Genomic DNA, 13941 nt, shown 5'->3' on the forward strand with positions numbered 1-13941 from the left:
CTCCCGGCCGCACGCGCGGCCCCCGACCGGCGAGGTGAGCCCATGCCCTCCATCACCACCTGGACCAGACTGGAGCCCAGGGCCCGTGCCGGGGACATGCGCCCCGCGTTGGAGGCCCGGATCCACGACCCGCTGTGGCTGCTCGCCCGGCAGTGGCAGTTCGGGGAGTACCTCGCCGACGACGCCGGATCGCCGGTGTGGATCCGGGTCCGGGCCCGGTCCGACGGCATCACCGCCTACCGGCCCGGCCCGCTGCCCTCCGCCGGCACCCCCGCAGCGCCCGTCGAGGCCTACTCGCCCGGCGTGCCCCTGGAGGCGCTCGCCGAGCGCGAGGCGGTGCCCTCCGCCGACCTGCGCGCCGCCGGGGAGTCGGGCCGGCACCTGCTGCGGCTGCTCGACGCGGCGGGACTGGGGGAGGTCGCCGCCGCCGTGCTGCGCACCTGGAAGCTGCCGCCGCCCGGTGCCCCGGACGACAGTCCCGCCACCGCCCCGGAGCAGAGCGCCGCGGTGCGGCGCTACCTCGCCGTCATGGGCGGCCGGGCGCCCGACGGGGACCTCGCCGCGGAGGCCCTGCGTCCGCTGCTCCCCACGGACGAGGTCCCCCCGGACCTGCGGCTCACCGCGGCCCGGACCGCCGCCGCCCTGCCCGTGCTGCGCACCTGGCTCGCCTGGCACGACGCCCGGTACCTGGCCGCCCCGGCGGGCGACGACGCCTGGCAGCCGGCCCGGATGGAGTACCACTTCTCGGTCGGCGCGGATACCGGTGGCCCCCTGGACGGCACCGCCCCCGGCACCGAGGTCACCCTGGTCGCCCCCGAGTACCTCGGCGGGCGCCTGGACTGGTCCGACTTCGTCGCCACCGGCCCCACCGGCCTGGCCCCCGAACCCGCCCGCGCCGAGGTCGCCGCCACCGTGCTGCCCGCCCCGGCGGCCTTCCCCGGCATGCCCGCCCGCCGCTACTGGGAGTTCGAGGACGCCCGGGTCTCGCTGGGCGCCGTCGAGACGGCACCGGACGACCTGGCCCGGATGCTGCTCGCCGAGTACGCCACCGTCTACAGCAACGACTGGTACGTCGTCCCGCTCGACCTGGACGCCGGAACGCTCACCACGGTCACCTCCGTGGTGGTCGGCGACACCTTCGGTTCGGCCCTGGGCGGCCCCACGCTGATGCCTCCGCCCGGCGGCGGGGCGGGCGACGCCCACTGGTCGCTGTTCCGGCTCTCCACCGCTTCCGGCGGCCGCCACCCGGCCTTCCTGCTGCCGCCCGCCACCGCCCAGGGCCTGGAAGGCGAGCCCCTGGAAGAGGTGCTCCTCGCCCGTGACGAGGGCGCCAACCAGGCCTGGGCCGTGGAGCACACCGTCACCGACGCCGTGGGCGCACCGCTGGACCGCACCCGGGCGGCCACCCCGCCCGAGGAACCCGATCCCTTCGCCCGGGGCGCCCTCGGCTACCGCCTGATGAGCTCCGTGCCCGACCACTGGATCCCGCTGCTGCCCGTCGAAGTCCGCCCCGGCGCGGTCCGGCTGCGTCGCGGCCGGCTCACCCGCCCCCTTCCCGACGGCGGCCGCGAGCCCGTCCCGCCGCTGGGCAGACTGCTCGACCCCGGAGGCACGCTGGACCTGTACCACGAGGAGGTCCCGCGCGAGGGCGCGGTGGTCACCCGCGCCTGGCAGTACGCCCGGGGCGCCGATGGCCGCGGCTACCTGTGGGTCGGCCGCCGCAAGCGCACCGGCCGCGGAGAGTCCTCCAGCGGTCTGCGGTTCGACACGCTGCACTCGTGAACACTCTCCGACGGCTCGAACGTGACGGGGCTCCGGCCGCCCTCCGGTGAAAGCGCCCTCCGGTGAAAGCGCCCCGCCGCGGCGGGATTTCGGGCAGGAGGGCTGTGGTCTCCGAGGTCGATCGTCCCACCCTTGAGGGGCGCCGTTCGGCGCAGACGACCGGGCGGCTCAAGGGCGTCGGTTCCGGTGCGTCTTCTCGGCGGCCATGGGTGGTTCCGGGGCCATGGGGAGTTCCAGGCGGGACCCGTGGAAGCGTTCGCGCAGGAGCCGGTCGTGCGTCACCACGACCAGCGTGCCGGTGTAGTGGGCCAGGACTGCCTCGATCCCCTCCACCAAGGCGGGGGCCAGATGGTTCGTCGGCTCGTCGAGCAGCAGCAGTTCGGGGGCCGAGGCCAGGGTCGCGGCGAGCGCGAGCCGGGAGCGCTGCCCTCCGGAGAGGGTGCTCGGCGGACGCGTGCGGTCCAGTGGCGCGTGCTCGCCGAGTCGGCGCAGGCTCACCTCGACACGGCCATCCGCTCCGTGCCCGCCCCGCGCCTCGAACTCGGCCACGAGGGCGGCGTAGTGCTCGAACTCGGCGGGGCCGGCCGTGCCCAGTGCGGCCTCCGCGATCCGGATACGGCGTTCCGGGGCGCGCAGCTCGCCCAGCACGTGGTCCACGGCGTCGCCCACGCGCGCCGAATCGGGAGATCGAGGGTCTGGCGAAGGTGGCCGATGCCGCCTGGTGCCATGACGGTCAGGCTGCCGTCGTCGACCGGCTCCCGCCCTGCGAGCAACCGCAGAAGCGTGGATTTCCCGGAGCCGTTGTCCCCGACGACACCGACCTTCTCGCCCGGCCGGACGGCCGGGGACACGCGGTCCAGCACAGTGCGGTCGCCATGGCGCTTGGTCACCTCGGCAAGCGCGAGCTGAGACGTGGTGAGAGGAAGAGTGGTCACGGTGGCGCCTGCGGGAGCAGGGGGCAAGAGCAGTCCTTTGTCGGGCGAACAGGATCGCGCGGCAGGCAGAGGGAGCGCAGGCTGCCGACCGATGAACAGGAAACTTGGCGAGACGCTCCGTCTCGCCAAGGGGAATCCGCGGTTGGAGCGTGCCTGGCGGATCACTGCTGTGAGCGGACGAAGATGCCTGTGAGGTGGAGTCCGGCCCGGTGGTGCGGGGCGGGTTGCCCGTGCGCACGGCCGGACCACGCCATTGACCGAGCCGGTCGAGACACCGCTCGACCCTGGTGCGGTCGCGGTGGACCCGGCGGTCGAGCGCCGAAGGTCGACCCCGCGCCCGCCCCTGCGTCCGCGGTGGGCGGCCTGGTCCGCGGGCACCGGGAGCACCGCCCGGATGCCGCGATGCCGCGCCCGCGCAGGTGGTGGCGGATGGTCCGGGAGGAACGGGCCCGGTCGGCCGAGGCCACCTCCGGCCGGGGGGCGGGGGCGCCCCCGATCCGCTCAGTCGGCCTTGCGGTCGCGGACGGCGGCGAGCCCGCGAACCGCGTCGGCGACGGCACGGAAGTCCTTGCGCAGAATGTGGGAGTGGTTGCTCGCGACCTTCGCGCTCACCTGGATGATCGGATTGCGGGCGAGCACCGGATCGAGTGCGGCGCGCACCTGTTCCATCTCCTCCCGGCCCGCGCCGAGATTGCCGCCCGTGGCCAGAACGTACCGGGCCGGGACGGTCACGCGGTCCAGAACCGGCGCGATGGCGGCGTTGATCTCGTTGGCCTCGATGTTGACCTCGGCATGCTCGTCGGCGGTCATCCGGGCGGCCAGGCCGAACGGGCGCACCAGCGGCAGCAGCAACCGCATCCTGCGGAACAGCTTCCGGATCCGCTCACGGCCTTCCTCGCCGGTCAGACCGTACGGAATCCCGCCGTCCACGCACACCACCCCCGGCGTGCGGTCCGGATTCCGCTCGGCCCAGTGCACCGCGAGCGCCGCGCCCACCGGCGCAGGCGGACCGCGCCCCGGAACCCGGAGACGCCCCCGCGGGCCCCCGGACGCGACGCCGAGGCCGTCCGCGAGTACGAGGAGACGTTCACCACCGTCCTCATGGCCTCGGGCATGCCCAGGATGACGGCCCGGGTGCTGGCCTGCCTGTGCGTCACCGACACCGGCAGCCTCACCGCCGCCGAACTCGTCGGGCACCTGCGGGTCAGCCCGGCGTCCGTCTCCAAGGCGATCGCGTTCCTCGAGAGCCAGGGCTTCGTCCGCCGGGAACCCGGCGAACGCCGCCGCGAACGCTACGTCGTCGACGACGACGTCTGGTACCAGTCGATGCTGGCCGGCGCCCGGTCCACCGCCCACCTCGTGGCGGTCGCCCGGCAGGGCGTGGACATCCTCGGCCCCCGCACCTCGGCCGCCGCCCGCCTGGAGAACATCGCCCGCTTCGCCGCCGTCGTCGCCGTCGTCGCCGAGAGCATCGCACGCGCCGCGGGGGAGGCCCGCGAGATCCTCCACACAAACCCGAAGCGCCCTCGGGCGACACCGCCGAGCCGCGTTCGGATCGCGGATCGACGATCAGGTGATACTCGGGCCCGAGGCGGTTCCGGTCGGCCGGCGAAGGACCGGCATGCGCCAAAGTGCACATATGGCATCGAACCGGACCGCTCCGGCGGGCAGTGGGCTGCCGCACGCGGCGGCCAGGGCCACACCATTCGTGGCGGCCGCCGTCGTCGTACTGGACTGTGCGACCGACTTCCTCTCCGACACTCCGCTCATCGGCGTCGTCACACCGCTGCGGCTGGCGCTCGCGGCCGGGCTGGTCGCGCTGCTGGTCACGGGCGTCCGCTTGAGGACCTTCCGCACCCGGCTGGACCTGCCCATCGGGCTGCTGCTGCTCGCCTCCGCCGGGACCACGGTCGTCGGCGGGCATGCCACGGCCCCGCTGCGCGGCCTGCTGACCGCCGTCGCGGGGTACTACCTGATCGTCGCGGTGCGGCGGTCCCGGCCCGAGTCGTGGCGGGCGTTCGGGCTGCTCGCGCTGGTCTGCGTGGCGGCCGTCGGCACCACGGCGTTCGCGCAGGTGACCAACGAGACGCCGACCGGTTTCTGCCGCACCGGGCTGCTCACGGAAGTCGACTGCGACGCTTCCGGAAGCGGCACGCTGATCCGCGCCGTCGGGACCTTCGCCAACCCCAACCTGCTCGCCGCGTTCCTCGTCCTGTTCACCCCGGTCGCCCTCCTGGCGGTGGGGGCGGTCGCCGAGCGCACGGCCCGGGCCGTGGTCGTGCTCGTCGGCGTCATCGGATACGCCGCCGTACTGACCACCTTCTCCAGGGCCGGCTACGTCGCCGCCGCCACCGGACTGCTGGTGCTCGGCACCGCGTACCGGCTGGCCCCGCGACTCGACGAGCGGCGCCGCCGCCTGGCGGCCGGGCTGTGCCTGGCCGCCCTCGCCGCCGGCGCGGTGGTGATCTGGGTCGTGTCGCGGGCCGGCACCGCGCTCGGGGTGCGGGGCCAGGCGTGGCGGGCGGCCCTCGACATCGCCTCCGCCGACCCGCTGGGAGTGGGGCTGGGGCGGGCGGGCGCCGTCATCTCGGCCGCCACGCCCGGCGACCGGGTCTTCGCCCACGCGCACAACCTGTGGCTCAACTGGCTGGTCGAGGCGGGCGTGGCCGGTCTGTCGGCCGTGCTCCTGATCACCGCGACCGCCCTGGTCTGCGCGGCCCGCGCCGCCCGTGAGAAGTCCGTCGTCGGCACCGCCGGGCTCGCCGCGCTGGTCGGCTTCTTCCTGGTGGGCATGGCGGACCACCCGGCCAACCTGGACCGGGTCGACATGCTGTTCTGGCTGGTGCTCGGCCTGGTCATGGCCGAGGCCCCCGACCGGTGGCGCCGCCGTGCGGCCGCGCCTTCACCGGCGACCACGGCGGCCGTGCGGTCTCCCGCGGCCCATTCGGAACGATCCGACTCCACGCACCCCGCCCCATGACCGGCCCACGGCCAACCCACCACGGGTGCACACGCTCTTGTGCCCACCTCCGACGACAGGACCGACGCCGACACACGGCGGGGCGCCGGCCGCCGACGCTTCCGGGCTGTTCGACAGCCGTGGCGTCGCGGACGAGTGCGGAGGCCCGTTGCCCGTCGAACGGCCGACCCGTCGGCCACGGCTGCCCCGTCCGCCGGGGCGCGGGGCGGCGCCGGATCAGCCTCTCTGGAAGAACTCCACCTCCGCCAGGGCCAGGTGACGGCCCGCGGTCAGGTCGACGGCCGAGCGCAGGACCAGACGCACCGTCTTCACGTCGCTGATCCCGGTGGGGAACGTCTGTGGGCCCGGCTTGTCGCCGAGGGTGAGCTCCTCGTGGTGCTTCGTGCCGTCCTGCCGCGTCACCTCCAGATCCAGACGGAGCGCGCGTGCCTGGCGGGCGTAGTCCTCGGGGGACTTGGACGCGCCGTTGATGATGATCAGATCGACCCACCGGAACGGCTTGCGGAAGGTGTAGGTCACCGAGGCGCCCGGTGCGGGCGCGCCCCAGTAGCGGTTGCTCAGCCCGTCCGTGGTGTTCGTCGCCGGGTGCCGGGGGATCTCGGCGCTCGCCTCGATGCCCACCGGGGTCACGGGTCTGGGTTTGCTCATCTTGTCCCGGGTGTCCTCGAGCAGGGCGCGTCCGGCCGGCAGCAGCAGGAGACCGCCCGCGCACAGAGCCACCACCACGGTCAGGATCACCAGGAACCGCACCGCCCGGCCCGAGCCCGCCCGCACCCGGCGGCGGAACGGCCACACGGTCCGCCACCACGGCAGCGGGGCGGGCGTGGCGGCGGGGCTCAGCGCGGTCGCGCAGCGTCGGCAGAACCGGCGGTCCGGCGGGTTGGGCGTGCCGCAGGCGGGGCAGGGCACCCCCGCCACCTCGTCCGACACCGCCGCGGGCCGTACGACGGGGCGTGGGGCGACCGGCTTCGCGGGGCGTACGGGCAGGACGGGGTCCGGTGTCGGTGCCTCGGGGGTGGGGGTGGCGGAGGGCGACGCCGCGGCCCGGGCTTGCGGTGGTCGTGGCCCCGTTCCGGATGCGGCGGGTTCGGGTTCGGAAGGCCCGGTGCGGGCATGGTCGGGTCCGGCCTGCGGGGGAGGGCTCGTGCTCTCCTCCCGACCGGGCTCGACGCCGGGACCCGCGTCGTCGCCGGAGCCTGAGCCCGTGGCGCGCGCGGAGTCCGTCCCCCTCGCCTCGTCGTGGCCGCGGCCCGCCGGCCGGGCACGCGACGAGGTGTGGGGAGGCGCGGCGGACGCGGGCTCGTCCGCCGGCGGTGCGGGCGCCGGGGCGGGGTGCGGTGAGGCCGGAGGCTCCGAGCGCGTGCTCGGGGCCGGCGGGGTGTGCGACCAGCCCAGGTACGTGCCGCAGTTGCCGCAGAAGTCGTCGTCCGGGCCGTTGGACGCCCCGCACGCGGGACACGCGCGCACGACGTCACCTCCCTTCGTCGGTGGGCGGGCCGGGCAGGACCTCCACCCGACAGACGGTGTGCACCGGGCACATGGCCCGGACGATTTCGCGGACCCGGTCCGGGTCCACCCGCGTCGCGCGGCCCGGCCACACCCGGACCAGGGTCTCGGAGGGAGGGGCCGGCGGGAGGTCGGCACCGGCGGTGCGCGACCACGCCGCGCCGCCGTCCCCGGTCACCTCGGCGTGCACGCCGAGCGTGAGCCACAGGCCCTCGACCAGGCCGCGCCGGGTGCCGCGCCACCGGTGCAGCTCCACCGCGCGGACGACCGCCTCGCGGCGCGACTCCACGGGCCACTGCGGGTCGTCGGCGGCGCCCACCCACGACGCCAGCCAGGCCAGGAAGTCGGTCGGAGCCACCCGGGGGTCGAAGTAGGAGGGCAGGTTGTCGAGGGTCGCGAAGACCGGTGCGAGGACGGTGTCGAGACCGGCGGTGAACCGCTGCGCGAAGTCGTCGTCGGCGTACAGGGCGGGCAGTTGCCCGCCGATCGGGTACCTGCTCGGCAGTCCGGGCACGGCGGCGCGGCTCATCCCCGTGCCTCCGGCTCGAGGGCCGTGACGGCCACCTGGTGCTGGTGGGAGAAGACCAGCGCGCCCGCGGCCACGTCGATGCGGTTCGTCGGCGCGCCGCGCCGCCCGGTGATCGGGTCGGCGGGGAACAGCCGGATGTCCTCCACCAGCGCGTCGCCGCCGGCGCGTTGCAGCACGCCGAAAACCTCCCCGTACTGCACCGGCCGCCCGAACGGCCACCCGGTGCCGTCGGGGCCGCCGTGCAGCGGGTCGAGGTACCGGAACAGCGCGGCGAGCGCCGCGTCGCGCACCCGGTCGGTGTCGTCCGGCGCCGCCGCGAGCCGGGCCACCACGGTGACGCCCTGGTAGACCGGCGGCTCCACGACGAGGCGGGTGCCGATCAGGCGTCGTTCGTCGAGGCTCGCGGTGATCGCCCGGAGCACCTGGTCGGAGGGGATCAGTTGCTCGAAGCGGAGCCGGTCGCCCTCGTCGGCGACCGCGTCCGGCACCACCAGGACCCGTACCGCGCCCGCGTCGTCGCCGGCGGGCAGGCAGCGGACCCGGCGCACCGAGGGCGCCGCCTGACGGCTGATGATCTCGTAGTCCTCGGCGGTCACCGCGCGCTCCTGCATCCGCAGCGCGTCCGGCGCCCGCAGCCTGGCGTTGGCGACGGTCTCACCGGCGACACCGCCGCGCGCCGCCTCCCGGTTGACGACCCGCGCGATGTACGGCACGGAACTGCGCAGCACGGAGATCGCCCCGCGGGCGACGTTGCCCGCGGGGCCGCCGCCGGTGCGGTAGCGGGCCACCCGCACCCGGGCGCCCTTGGGCGGTACGGCGCCGCACTGCCGCAGCGTGCCGTCCGGCTCGCGCAGCACCGGAGGGAAGCCGAACTCGCCGGTGGTGGCGTCCACGCGGACGTGCCGGTCGGCGGGCCCGGAGCGGCCGAAGTGCTCCACCACCTCCCAGCGGTGCCACCCCTCGGCCGAGGACACCTCCACCACGGGGGGCTCCCCGTCGAGGAGGACCGGCGGGCGGTCGATCCGGAACGTCTGCCCCGCGACCCCCTCCGAGGTACCGAGCGGCACGTCGGTGACGGTCTCGGCGTGCTCGACGGACACGGTGCCGCCCACGGTGAACACCGCCGCCTCGCGCACCGTCGGGGACTGCGAGTAGAACGGCTGTCCCGGCTCCGCCTCGGTGACGCGACAGCGCAGCCAGCCGGCCCGCGTCCCGCCGATCACCGACGCCGTGTGCCCGGCCGGCACGTACACGATGACCTCGCCGGGCCGGTTCAGCCCGCCGGTGGTGTCCGTGCCGGTCTCGCACACCTGCCAGCCGCCGCCGTCCCACGCCTCCCACACGAGCGGGGGCTGGCGCGGGTCCACGCCGACGCCCTCCACACGGCTGTCCAGGCGCACCGCGACGATGCAGCGCGGCACCGCCGTCGGCAGGCCGAACAGCAGCGCGTCGCCCGGCTCCGGTGCCGCCTGGAAGCAGGGCACGTCGCGGCCTTCGGCGAGCGCTTTGGTCCGGTCGGTCTGCTCACCGGCCCGGGGCGCGGTCACCAGGCGCGTCAACTCGCTGGGCAGGATGCGCAGTTCGTCCGTGGTCGCGAACACCACGGCCTCGTCGGTCTCGCCGCGCGCGGTGGTCACCTCCGTGCCCGCGGGCAGCGCCACCGTGTCGGGCTGCGGCGCCGACAGGTAGAAGTCGACCTCGGCCACGGCCGCGGTCGGGGGGAACAGGCGGATGCCCAACAGGTCGAGGAACGCCGTGTAGTTCTTGTCCGGAACCCGGTTCAGCCGGTACAGCAACTGGTCCACGAGGTAGGCGAACGTCTCGATCAGGGTGACGCCCGGGTCGGAGACGTTGTGGTCGGTCCACTCCGGGGCGCGCTGCTGCACGTACCGCTTCGCCTCGTCGACGAGCTGCTGGAACCGCCGGTCGTCCAGATTGGGGGAGGGCAGGGCCATCAGTCGGCGCCCCATTCCTCGGCCCCCTCGTCGGAGGGGATCGTGTAGAAGGGAAAGACCAGGTTGCGCCGGTCGTTGGTGGAACGCACGGTGTAGTGCACGTCGATGTAGAGGGTGCCGGCCTCGACGGCGTCGAAGGCGACCACCACGTCGTCCACCGCGATGCGCGGCTCCCACCGCTCAAGGGCCTCGCGCACCTGCTGCGCGACGCGTCCGGCGGTGGCGCCGTCGCCGGGGGCGAAGACGTAGTCGTGGATGCCGCAGCCGAACTCGGGGCGCATGGGGCGCTCGCCGGGCGCGGTGCCGAGCACCAGGCGGATCGCCTCCTCGATCTCCCGCTCCTTCTCGACCATGCCGATTCCGCCGGTCGGCCCGACCCGCAGCGGGAACGCCCAGCCGCGGCCGATGAACCGCTCGCTCATCACACGCCCCCGATCTGTACGTTCGGGGCACCGGCCAGGACGGTTCCGCCGCACGCGGTGCGGTCGCCCACCCGCGCGGCCGGCACCCCGCCGATGAGCACCGTGGCCGCGGCGAGTGCGGCCGGGCCGGGCAGGATCACGTTGGCCGGTCCCATGACCGCGTGCGGTGGCATCGGGCAGGCGTGCAGGCTGCCCACGACGGCGGCGGGACGGCCGCCGATCACCACGCGCGCCACCGCCGCGGCGGCGCCGGGCGGCGGGGTGGTGATCAGACCGCCGTGGCTGGTGGGGTCACCGGTACGGGCTGCGGCTGGCATGCGGCGCTCCTCGTGGAAGGTCCTGGGCCCGAGGGTTCGGGTCGCGTTCTTGGTGGACGGGGACGGACACGGGCCGGGCCTCAGTTGATCCGGATGAGCCGGGCCTTGAGGACGCCCAGCAGGCCGCCGTCGACGGTGACGCCCGACCGGCCGGTGACCTCCACCGAACGGCCGTCGATCCGGACGCCGGCTGTGCCGGCGATGTCCACCTGCCGGCCCCGCACGCTCACGGTGCCCTGCCCCGCGTCCAGCGTGATGCCGTCCTTGTCGAGCAGGACGGAGGTGAGGGGTCGGCCCCGCCCGGCGTACACCGTCAGCTCGATCCGGTCCCGCCGGTCGTCGAGGCGTACCTCGAGGCGCTCGTCACCGGTCATCAGCCGCAGCCCGGAGGGCCCCGGAGCCGCGGCGTCCAGCAGCTCCACCCGGTGTCCCGAACGCGACACCACGGAGCGGCGGTTGACCTTCCCGCTGGTGCCGTCGATCAGCGGGACGTCGTGGGGCGACGGCTTGTCCACGCCGTTGTAGAGCCCGCCGATGACGTAGGGGCTGTCCAGCAGGCCCTGTTCGAAGCCGACCAGGACCTCGTCGTTGACCTCCGGACTCACCACGCCCCCGCCGCCTTTGCCGCCCCACTGCACGGTGCGCACCCAGTCGGTGACGTAGGTGTCGTCCAGCCAGGGGAACTTCAGCCGCACCGCGCCGCGCTCGGCGCCGCCCGGTTCGCGCACGTCCGTCACCACGCCGATCGCCAGTCCCGGCATGCGCGGGCCGCGGGCCGGCGCGTTGGCGCCGGTCACCAGGCCCGTCAGGGAGCGGTCCGGACTGGCGCTGACCCACACCGTCGTCCGGTACCCGCCGTGCGGATCCAGGACGTGCTGCACCGCCGTGGCCGTGTAGCGGCCCGAGAACGCCTGTCCGACGTTGCCGAGTGTCACGGGCCTGCCCGCCCGCAGCCGGGGGTTGCCTTCGGCCACCGCCTCCAGGTCGGCGAAGCCCGCGCCGACCTGGGCGGCCGTGGCCTCCGCGACCGCCGCGGTCTCGGCCTGGGTGCGGTACGGGGTGTCGGTGACGGCCAGTTTCGCCGCCTTGCCGAACCGGGCACTCATCGCCGGGTCCAGGCCCGGGATCGCCGTCTCGCTGTCCACCGACGGTTGCCGGGACACCAAGGGCTGCTTCGTGGTGACGTCCCAGCCGCGCACCTCCACCGACGACGCCCCGTCCGCGGCCGACAGCGAGGCCCGCAGCGCCAGCAGGTTCCGGCCGTACTCCAGCACCATCGGGCTCCGCGTGGCGGGGGTCGAGGGCGCGGGCGCGCCGGACGCCTTCTTCGGCCGGGTGAACTGGAGCAGCCCCTTGTCGTCGACGCGCACCTGTGCGCCGCTCTCCGCCGCCAGGTACTGCAGGAAGTCCCAGTCGGACACGTTCGCCTGCGACAGCTGCTGGTAGGTGACCGGCGCGGCCTGCACGGTTCCGCAGGCCAGCCCGGCCCCGGCGGCCACCTTGCGGACGATGGCCGCCGCCGTCATGTTCCGGTACGCCACCACTTTCCGGCCCCGCTGGAGGCGGTGCGCCTTGGAGTAGGCGCGCACCACCGTGAACGAGCCCGTGCGGTCGCGGTCCACCTCCAGGGCCGTCACCTCGCCGTTGAACAGCCGCTCGCGCGCCTGCCCGGACACGGTCACCACCGACACCCGCAGCGGGGTGCCGATGGTGATGCCGGTCGCCTTCAGGAACTCGTGATCGGGGTCGCGGAAGGTGAGCACCGCCGCGTCGGGCAGACCCACGTTCTCGTCCACCACGCAGCTCACCAACTGGGCGGCCCAGACGGGCGGAAGTTCGGCGGGCGCCTCCACGACGGGGTCCGCCGCGAACGACCGGCCGCCCCGTGCCTCGGGTGTGGTCACCGCTCCTCCTCACCTCCCGCGTCCCGCAGCCCCGGCACCACCAGTTCGGTGCCGGGCACGAGCGCCATCGGGTCGTCGATTCCGTTCGCCTCCGCGATGACCCGCCAGGCCGTCGCGTCGCCGTACTCGCGCCAGGCCAGCAGGGCCAGACTGTCGCCGGCCACCACGGTGTGCGTGCTGCGGGCGGTGCGCGCGCCGGAGGTCGGGTTCTGGCCCGGCGGGTCGACGCTCGCCTCCTCGATCGACAGCGCGCAGGTGGCCCGCAGCGGCCTGCCGTCCACGTCGAACAGCGTGTACGTCACCGACAGGCTGGAGAGCACCCCGTCGAACGAGGTCGTCCGCGCCGTGCCCCACTCGAACCGCACCCACGGGCTGGCCGGCTTCTTGCGGCCCAGGCTGGCCGGGGTCGGCACGCACGCCTTCATCAGCTTCTCCACCGCCTGCTCCACGGAGTTGTCGTGGGTGGCGGTGGCGTCCAGGAACACCTCGAGGCTCAGCGTGCGCGGGCCGCTGCCGACGAACTCGGGGAGCGCCGACTCCTCCGCCATCCGGGACGGGGAGCGTCGCCACTCGGTGCTCTTGCCCAGTTGCAGCGTGGAGGGGTTGAACTGGAGGTCGAGCCGCTCGATCGTCCCGCCGGGCTTCGCGCCGACCGACGCCGGGGGCTCCTTCAGAGTCAACTGGGCCCTGGCCCGACTGGTGCGGATCGTTGGGGACATGCCGGGGCCTTCCTTTCCGGGAGCGAGTACGTGAGAGGCGGGCGGTCGACAAGGCTGTGTCAGGAAGGACGCAGCCCCTCGTGGGCGATCTCCAGGGTCTCCACCGCGGCCTGGGAGCTGGCGGGGTCGAAGGACGGCCCCTGCCAGCGCACCGGGACGATCCCGAACACCTGCCAGCCGATGATCCGGGTCAGGTCCGGTTTCAGCGCCACGATCTCGCCGTCCTTGGGCTCCACCCGCCGCAGCGTCTCGTCGAGCCAGCGGCCGATCTTCGCCGTGTCGGCGGTGACCGGCCGGGTGAGCGTGATGTTCGACCAGGTCACGCGCCCGGGCAGGTGCCAGGTGAAGCCGTTGTTGCCGCCCTCGGCGTAGGTCTCCAGCTCGACATCGGCACCCATGCCGGAGCAGGTGTGGAAGGCGCCCAGGTCGTTGCCGCCGATCGCGAGCCGGAAGAACACGCTCGTCGCGAAGATGTTGTCCGTCATCCGTCCGTCATCCGTTCCGTGCTCTCAGCGGCGTCCGTCGTGGGAGCGGCCCGTGCGTTCCCGCCCGCGCCGCAGCTCGGTGCGGAGCAGCCGGGCCATCGGGTCGAGCAGACGGCGCGCCAGGTCGTCCAGGTCGACGCCGGGGTCCTGCGGTGTCTCGGTGCGCCGAGTTGCTCCCTTGTCGGGAGCGGATGGCGCGGAGGACGACCGCGGCCGGCCGCGCGTCGGCACCGCCGTGGCCGGTGTGCCCGTGGGCACGGCGGCGCCCCCGGTGCCGGCGACGCCGCGCTGGACGGGGAGTGCCGCCCGGCCCGTCCCACCACCGCCCGTCGCCGGTCCGGGGCCCGGCATCCCGGCCTTCGGCCTGACCACGGGGCTGGGCCCCGTCGGCGGCGGGGCCGCTGCCG

12 protein-coding genes and 2 pseudogenes are annotated in these 13941 nt (G+C 74.9%); 3 read left to right on the top strand and 11 right to left on the bottom strand.

The window, feature by feature from the left end:
- Positions 1 to 42 precede the first annotated feature (42 nt).
- A complete protein-coding gene (locus ABD335_RS27395; RefSeq protein ID WP_344328319.1) occupies positions 43 to 1782 on the top strand; it encodes a hypothetical protein in 1740 nt (579 codons plus the stop codon).
- A gap of 168 nt (positions 1783 to 1950) precedes the next feature.
- On the opposite strand, the gene ABD335_RS27400 is transcribed toward ABD335_RS27395, so the two are convergent.
- On the bottom strand, positions 1951 to 2451 hold the full coding sequence (locus tag ABD335_RS27400) for an ATP-binding cassette domain-containing protein (protein ID WP_344328321.1): 501 nt from the start codon (positions 2449 to 2451) through the stop codon (positions 1951 to 1953).
- A gap of 119 nt (positions 2452 to 2570) precedes the next feature.
- Positions 2571 to 3104: pseudogene (locus ABD335_RS27405) on the bottom strand (hypothetical protein); the annotation flags it as partial.
- Positions 3105 to 3509: 405 nt separating this feature from the next.
- Between ABD335_RS27405 and ABD335_RS27415 the strand changes: the two are divergent.
- Both ABD335_RS27415 and ABD335_RS27420 read left to right on the top strand, forming a co-directional pair.
- A pseudogene (locus ABD335_RS27415) lies at positions 3510 to 4247 on the top strand (MarR family transcriptional regulator); the annotation flags it as partial.
- Between the two features lie 109 nt (positions 4248 to 4356).
- Entirely contained in the window at positions 4357 to 5697 is a 1341-nt protein-coding gene (locus ABD335_RS27420) for an O-antigen ligase family protein (protein ID WP_344328324.1), read from the top strand.
- A 216-nt stretch (positions 5698 to 5913) separates the two neighbouring features.
- Here ABD335_RS27420 and ABD335_RS27425 read toward each other — a convergent pair whose 3' ends face one another.
- From ABD335_RS27425 to ABD335_RS27465, 9 genes are all read right to left on the bottom strand, one after another.
- A complete protein-coding gene (locus tag ABD335_RS27425; RefSeq protein ID WP_344328325.1) occupies positions 5914 to 6606 on the bottom strand; it encodes a zinc ribbon domain-containing protein in 693 nt (230 codons plus the stop codon).
- Positions 6607 to 7168: 562 nt separating this feature from the next.
- A complete protein-coding gene (locus ABD335_RS27430) occupies positions 7169 to 7732 on the bottom strand; it encodes a phage tail protein (RefSeq protein ID WP_344328327.1) in 564 nt (187 codons plus the stop codon).
- A complete protein-coding gene (locus tag ABD335_RS27435; protein ID WP_344328337.1) occupies positions 7729 to 9687 on the bottom strand; it encodes a putative baseplate assembly protein in 1959 nt (652 codons plus the stop codon). Before ABD335_RS27435 ends, ABD335_RS27430 begins: the two co-directional genes overlap by 4 nt.
- A complete protein-coding gene (locus tag ABD335_RS27440) occupies positions 9687 to 10109 on the bottom strand; it encodes a GPW/gp25 family protein (RefSeq protein WP_344328329.1) in 423 nt (140 codons plus the stop codon). The genes ABD335_RS27435 and ABD335_RS27440 overlap by 1 nt, the downstream gene beginning before the upstream one ends.
- Complete coding sequence (locus ABD335_RS27445; RefSeq protein WP_344328330.1) at positions 10109 to 10426, bottom strand: PAAR domain-containing protein; 318 nt, start codon at positions 10424 to 10426, stop codon at positions 10109 to 10111. The genes ABD335_RS27440 and ABD335_RS27445 overlap by 1 nt, the downstream gene beginning before the upstream one ends.
- 80 nt (positions 10427 to 10506) lie before the next feature.
- Positions 10507 to 12330 carry a VgrG-related protein gene (locus ABD335_RS27450; RefSeq protein WP_344328332.1) on the bottom strand — a complete coding sequence of 608 codons (1824 nt, stop codon included), beginning with the start codon at positions 12328 to 12330 and terminating at the stop codon, positions 10507 to 10509.
- Entirely contained in the window at positions 12327 to 13049 is a 723-nt protein-coding gene (locus ABD335_RS27455; RefSeq protein WP_344328333.1) for a CIS tube protein, read from the bottom strand. The genes ABD335_RS27450 and ABD335_RS27455 overlap by 4 nt, the downstream gene beginning before the upstream one ends.
- Before the next feature lie 59 nt (positions 13050 to 13108).
- Positions 13109 to 13534 carry a phage tail protein gene (locus tag ABD335_RS27460; protein WP_344328334.1) on the bottom strand — a complete coding sequence of 142 codons (426 nt, stop codon included), beginning with the start codon at positions 13532 to 13534 and terminating at the stop codon, positions 13109 to 13111.
- 24 nt (positions 13535 to 13558) lie between these two features.
- Positions 13559 to 13941: hypothetical protein (locus ABD335_RS27465; RefSeq protein WP_344328335.1), on the bottom strand; the 383-nt coding region annotated here is incomplete at its 5' end.

Origin of the sequence: Streptomyces macrosporus (assembly GCF_039533145.1) — a bacterium.
In the GTDB taxonomy this organism is placed as follows: Bacteria; Actinomycetota; Actinomycetes; order Streptomycetales; family Streptomycetaceae; genus Streptomyces; species Streptomyces macrosporus.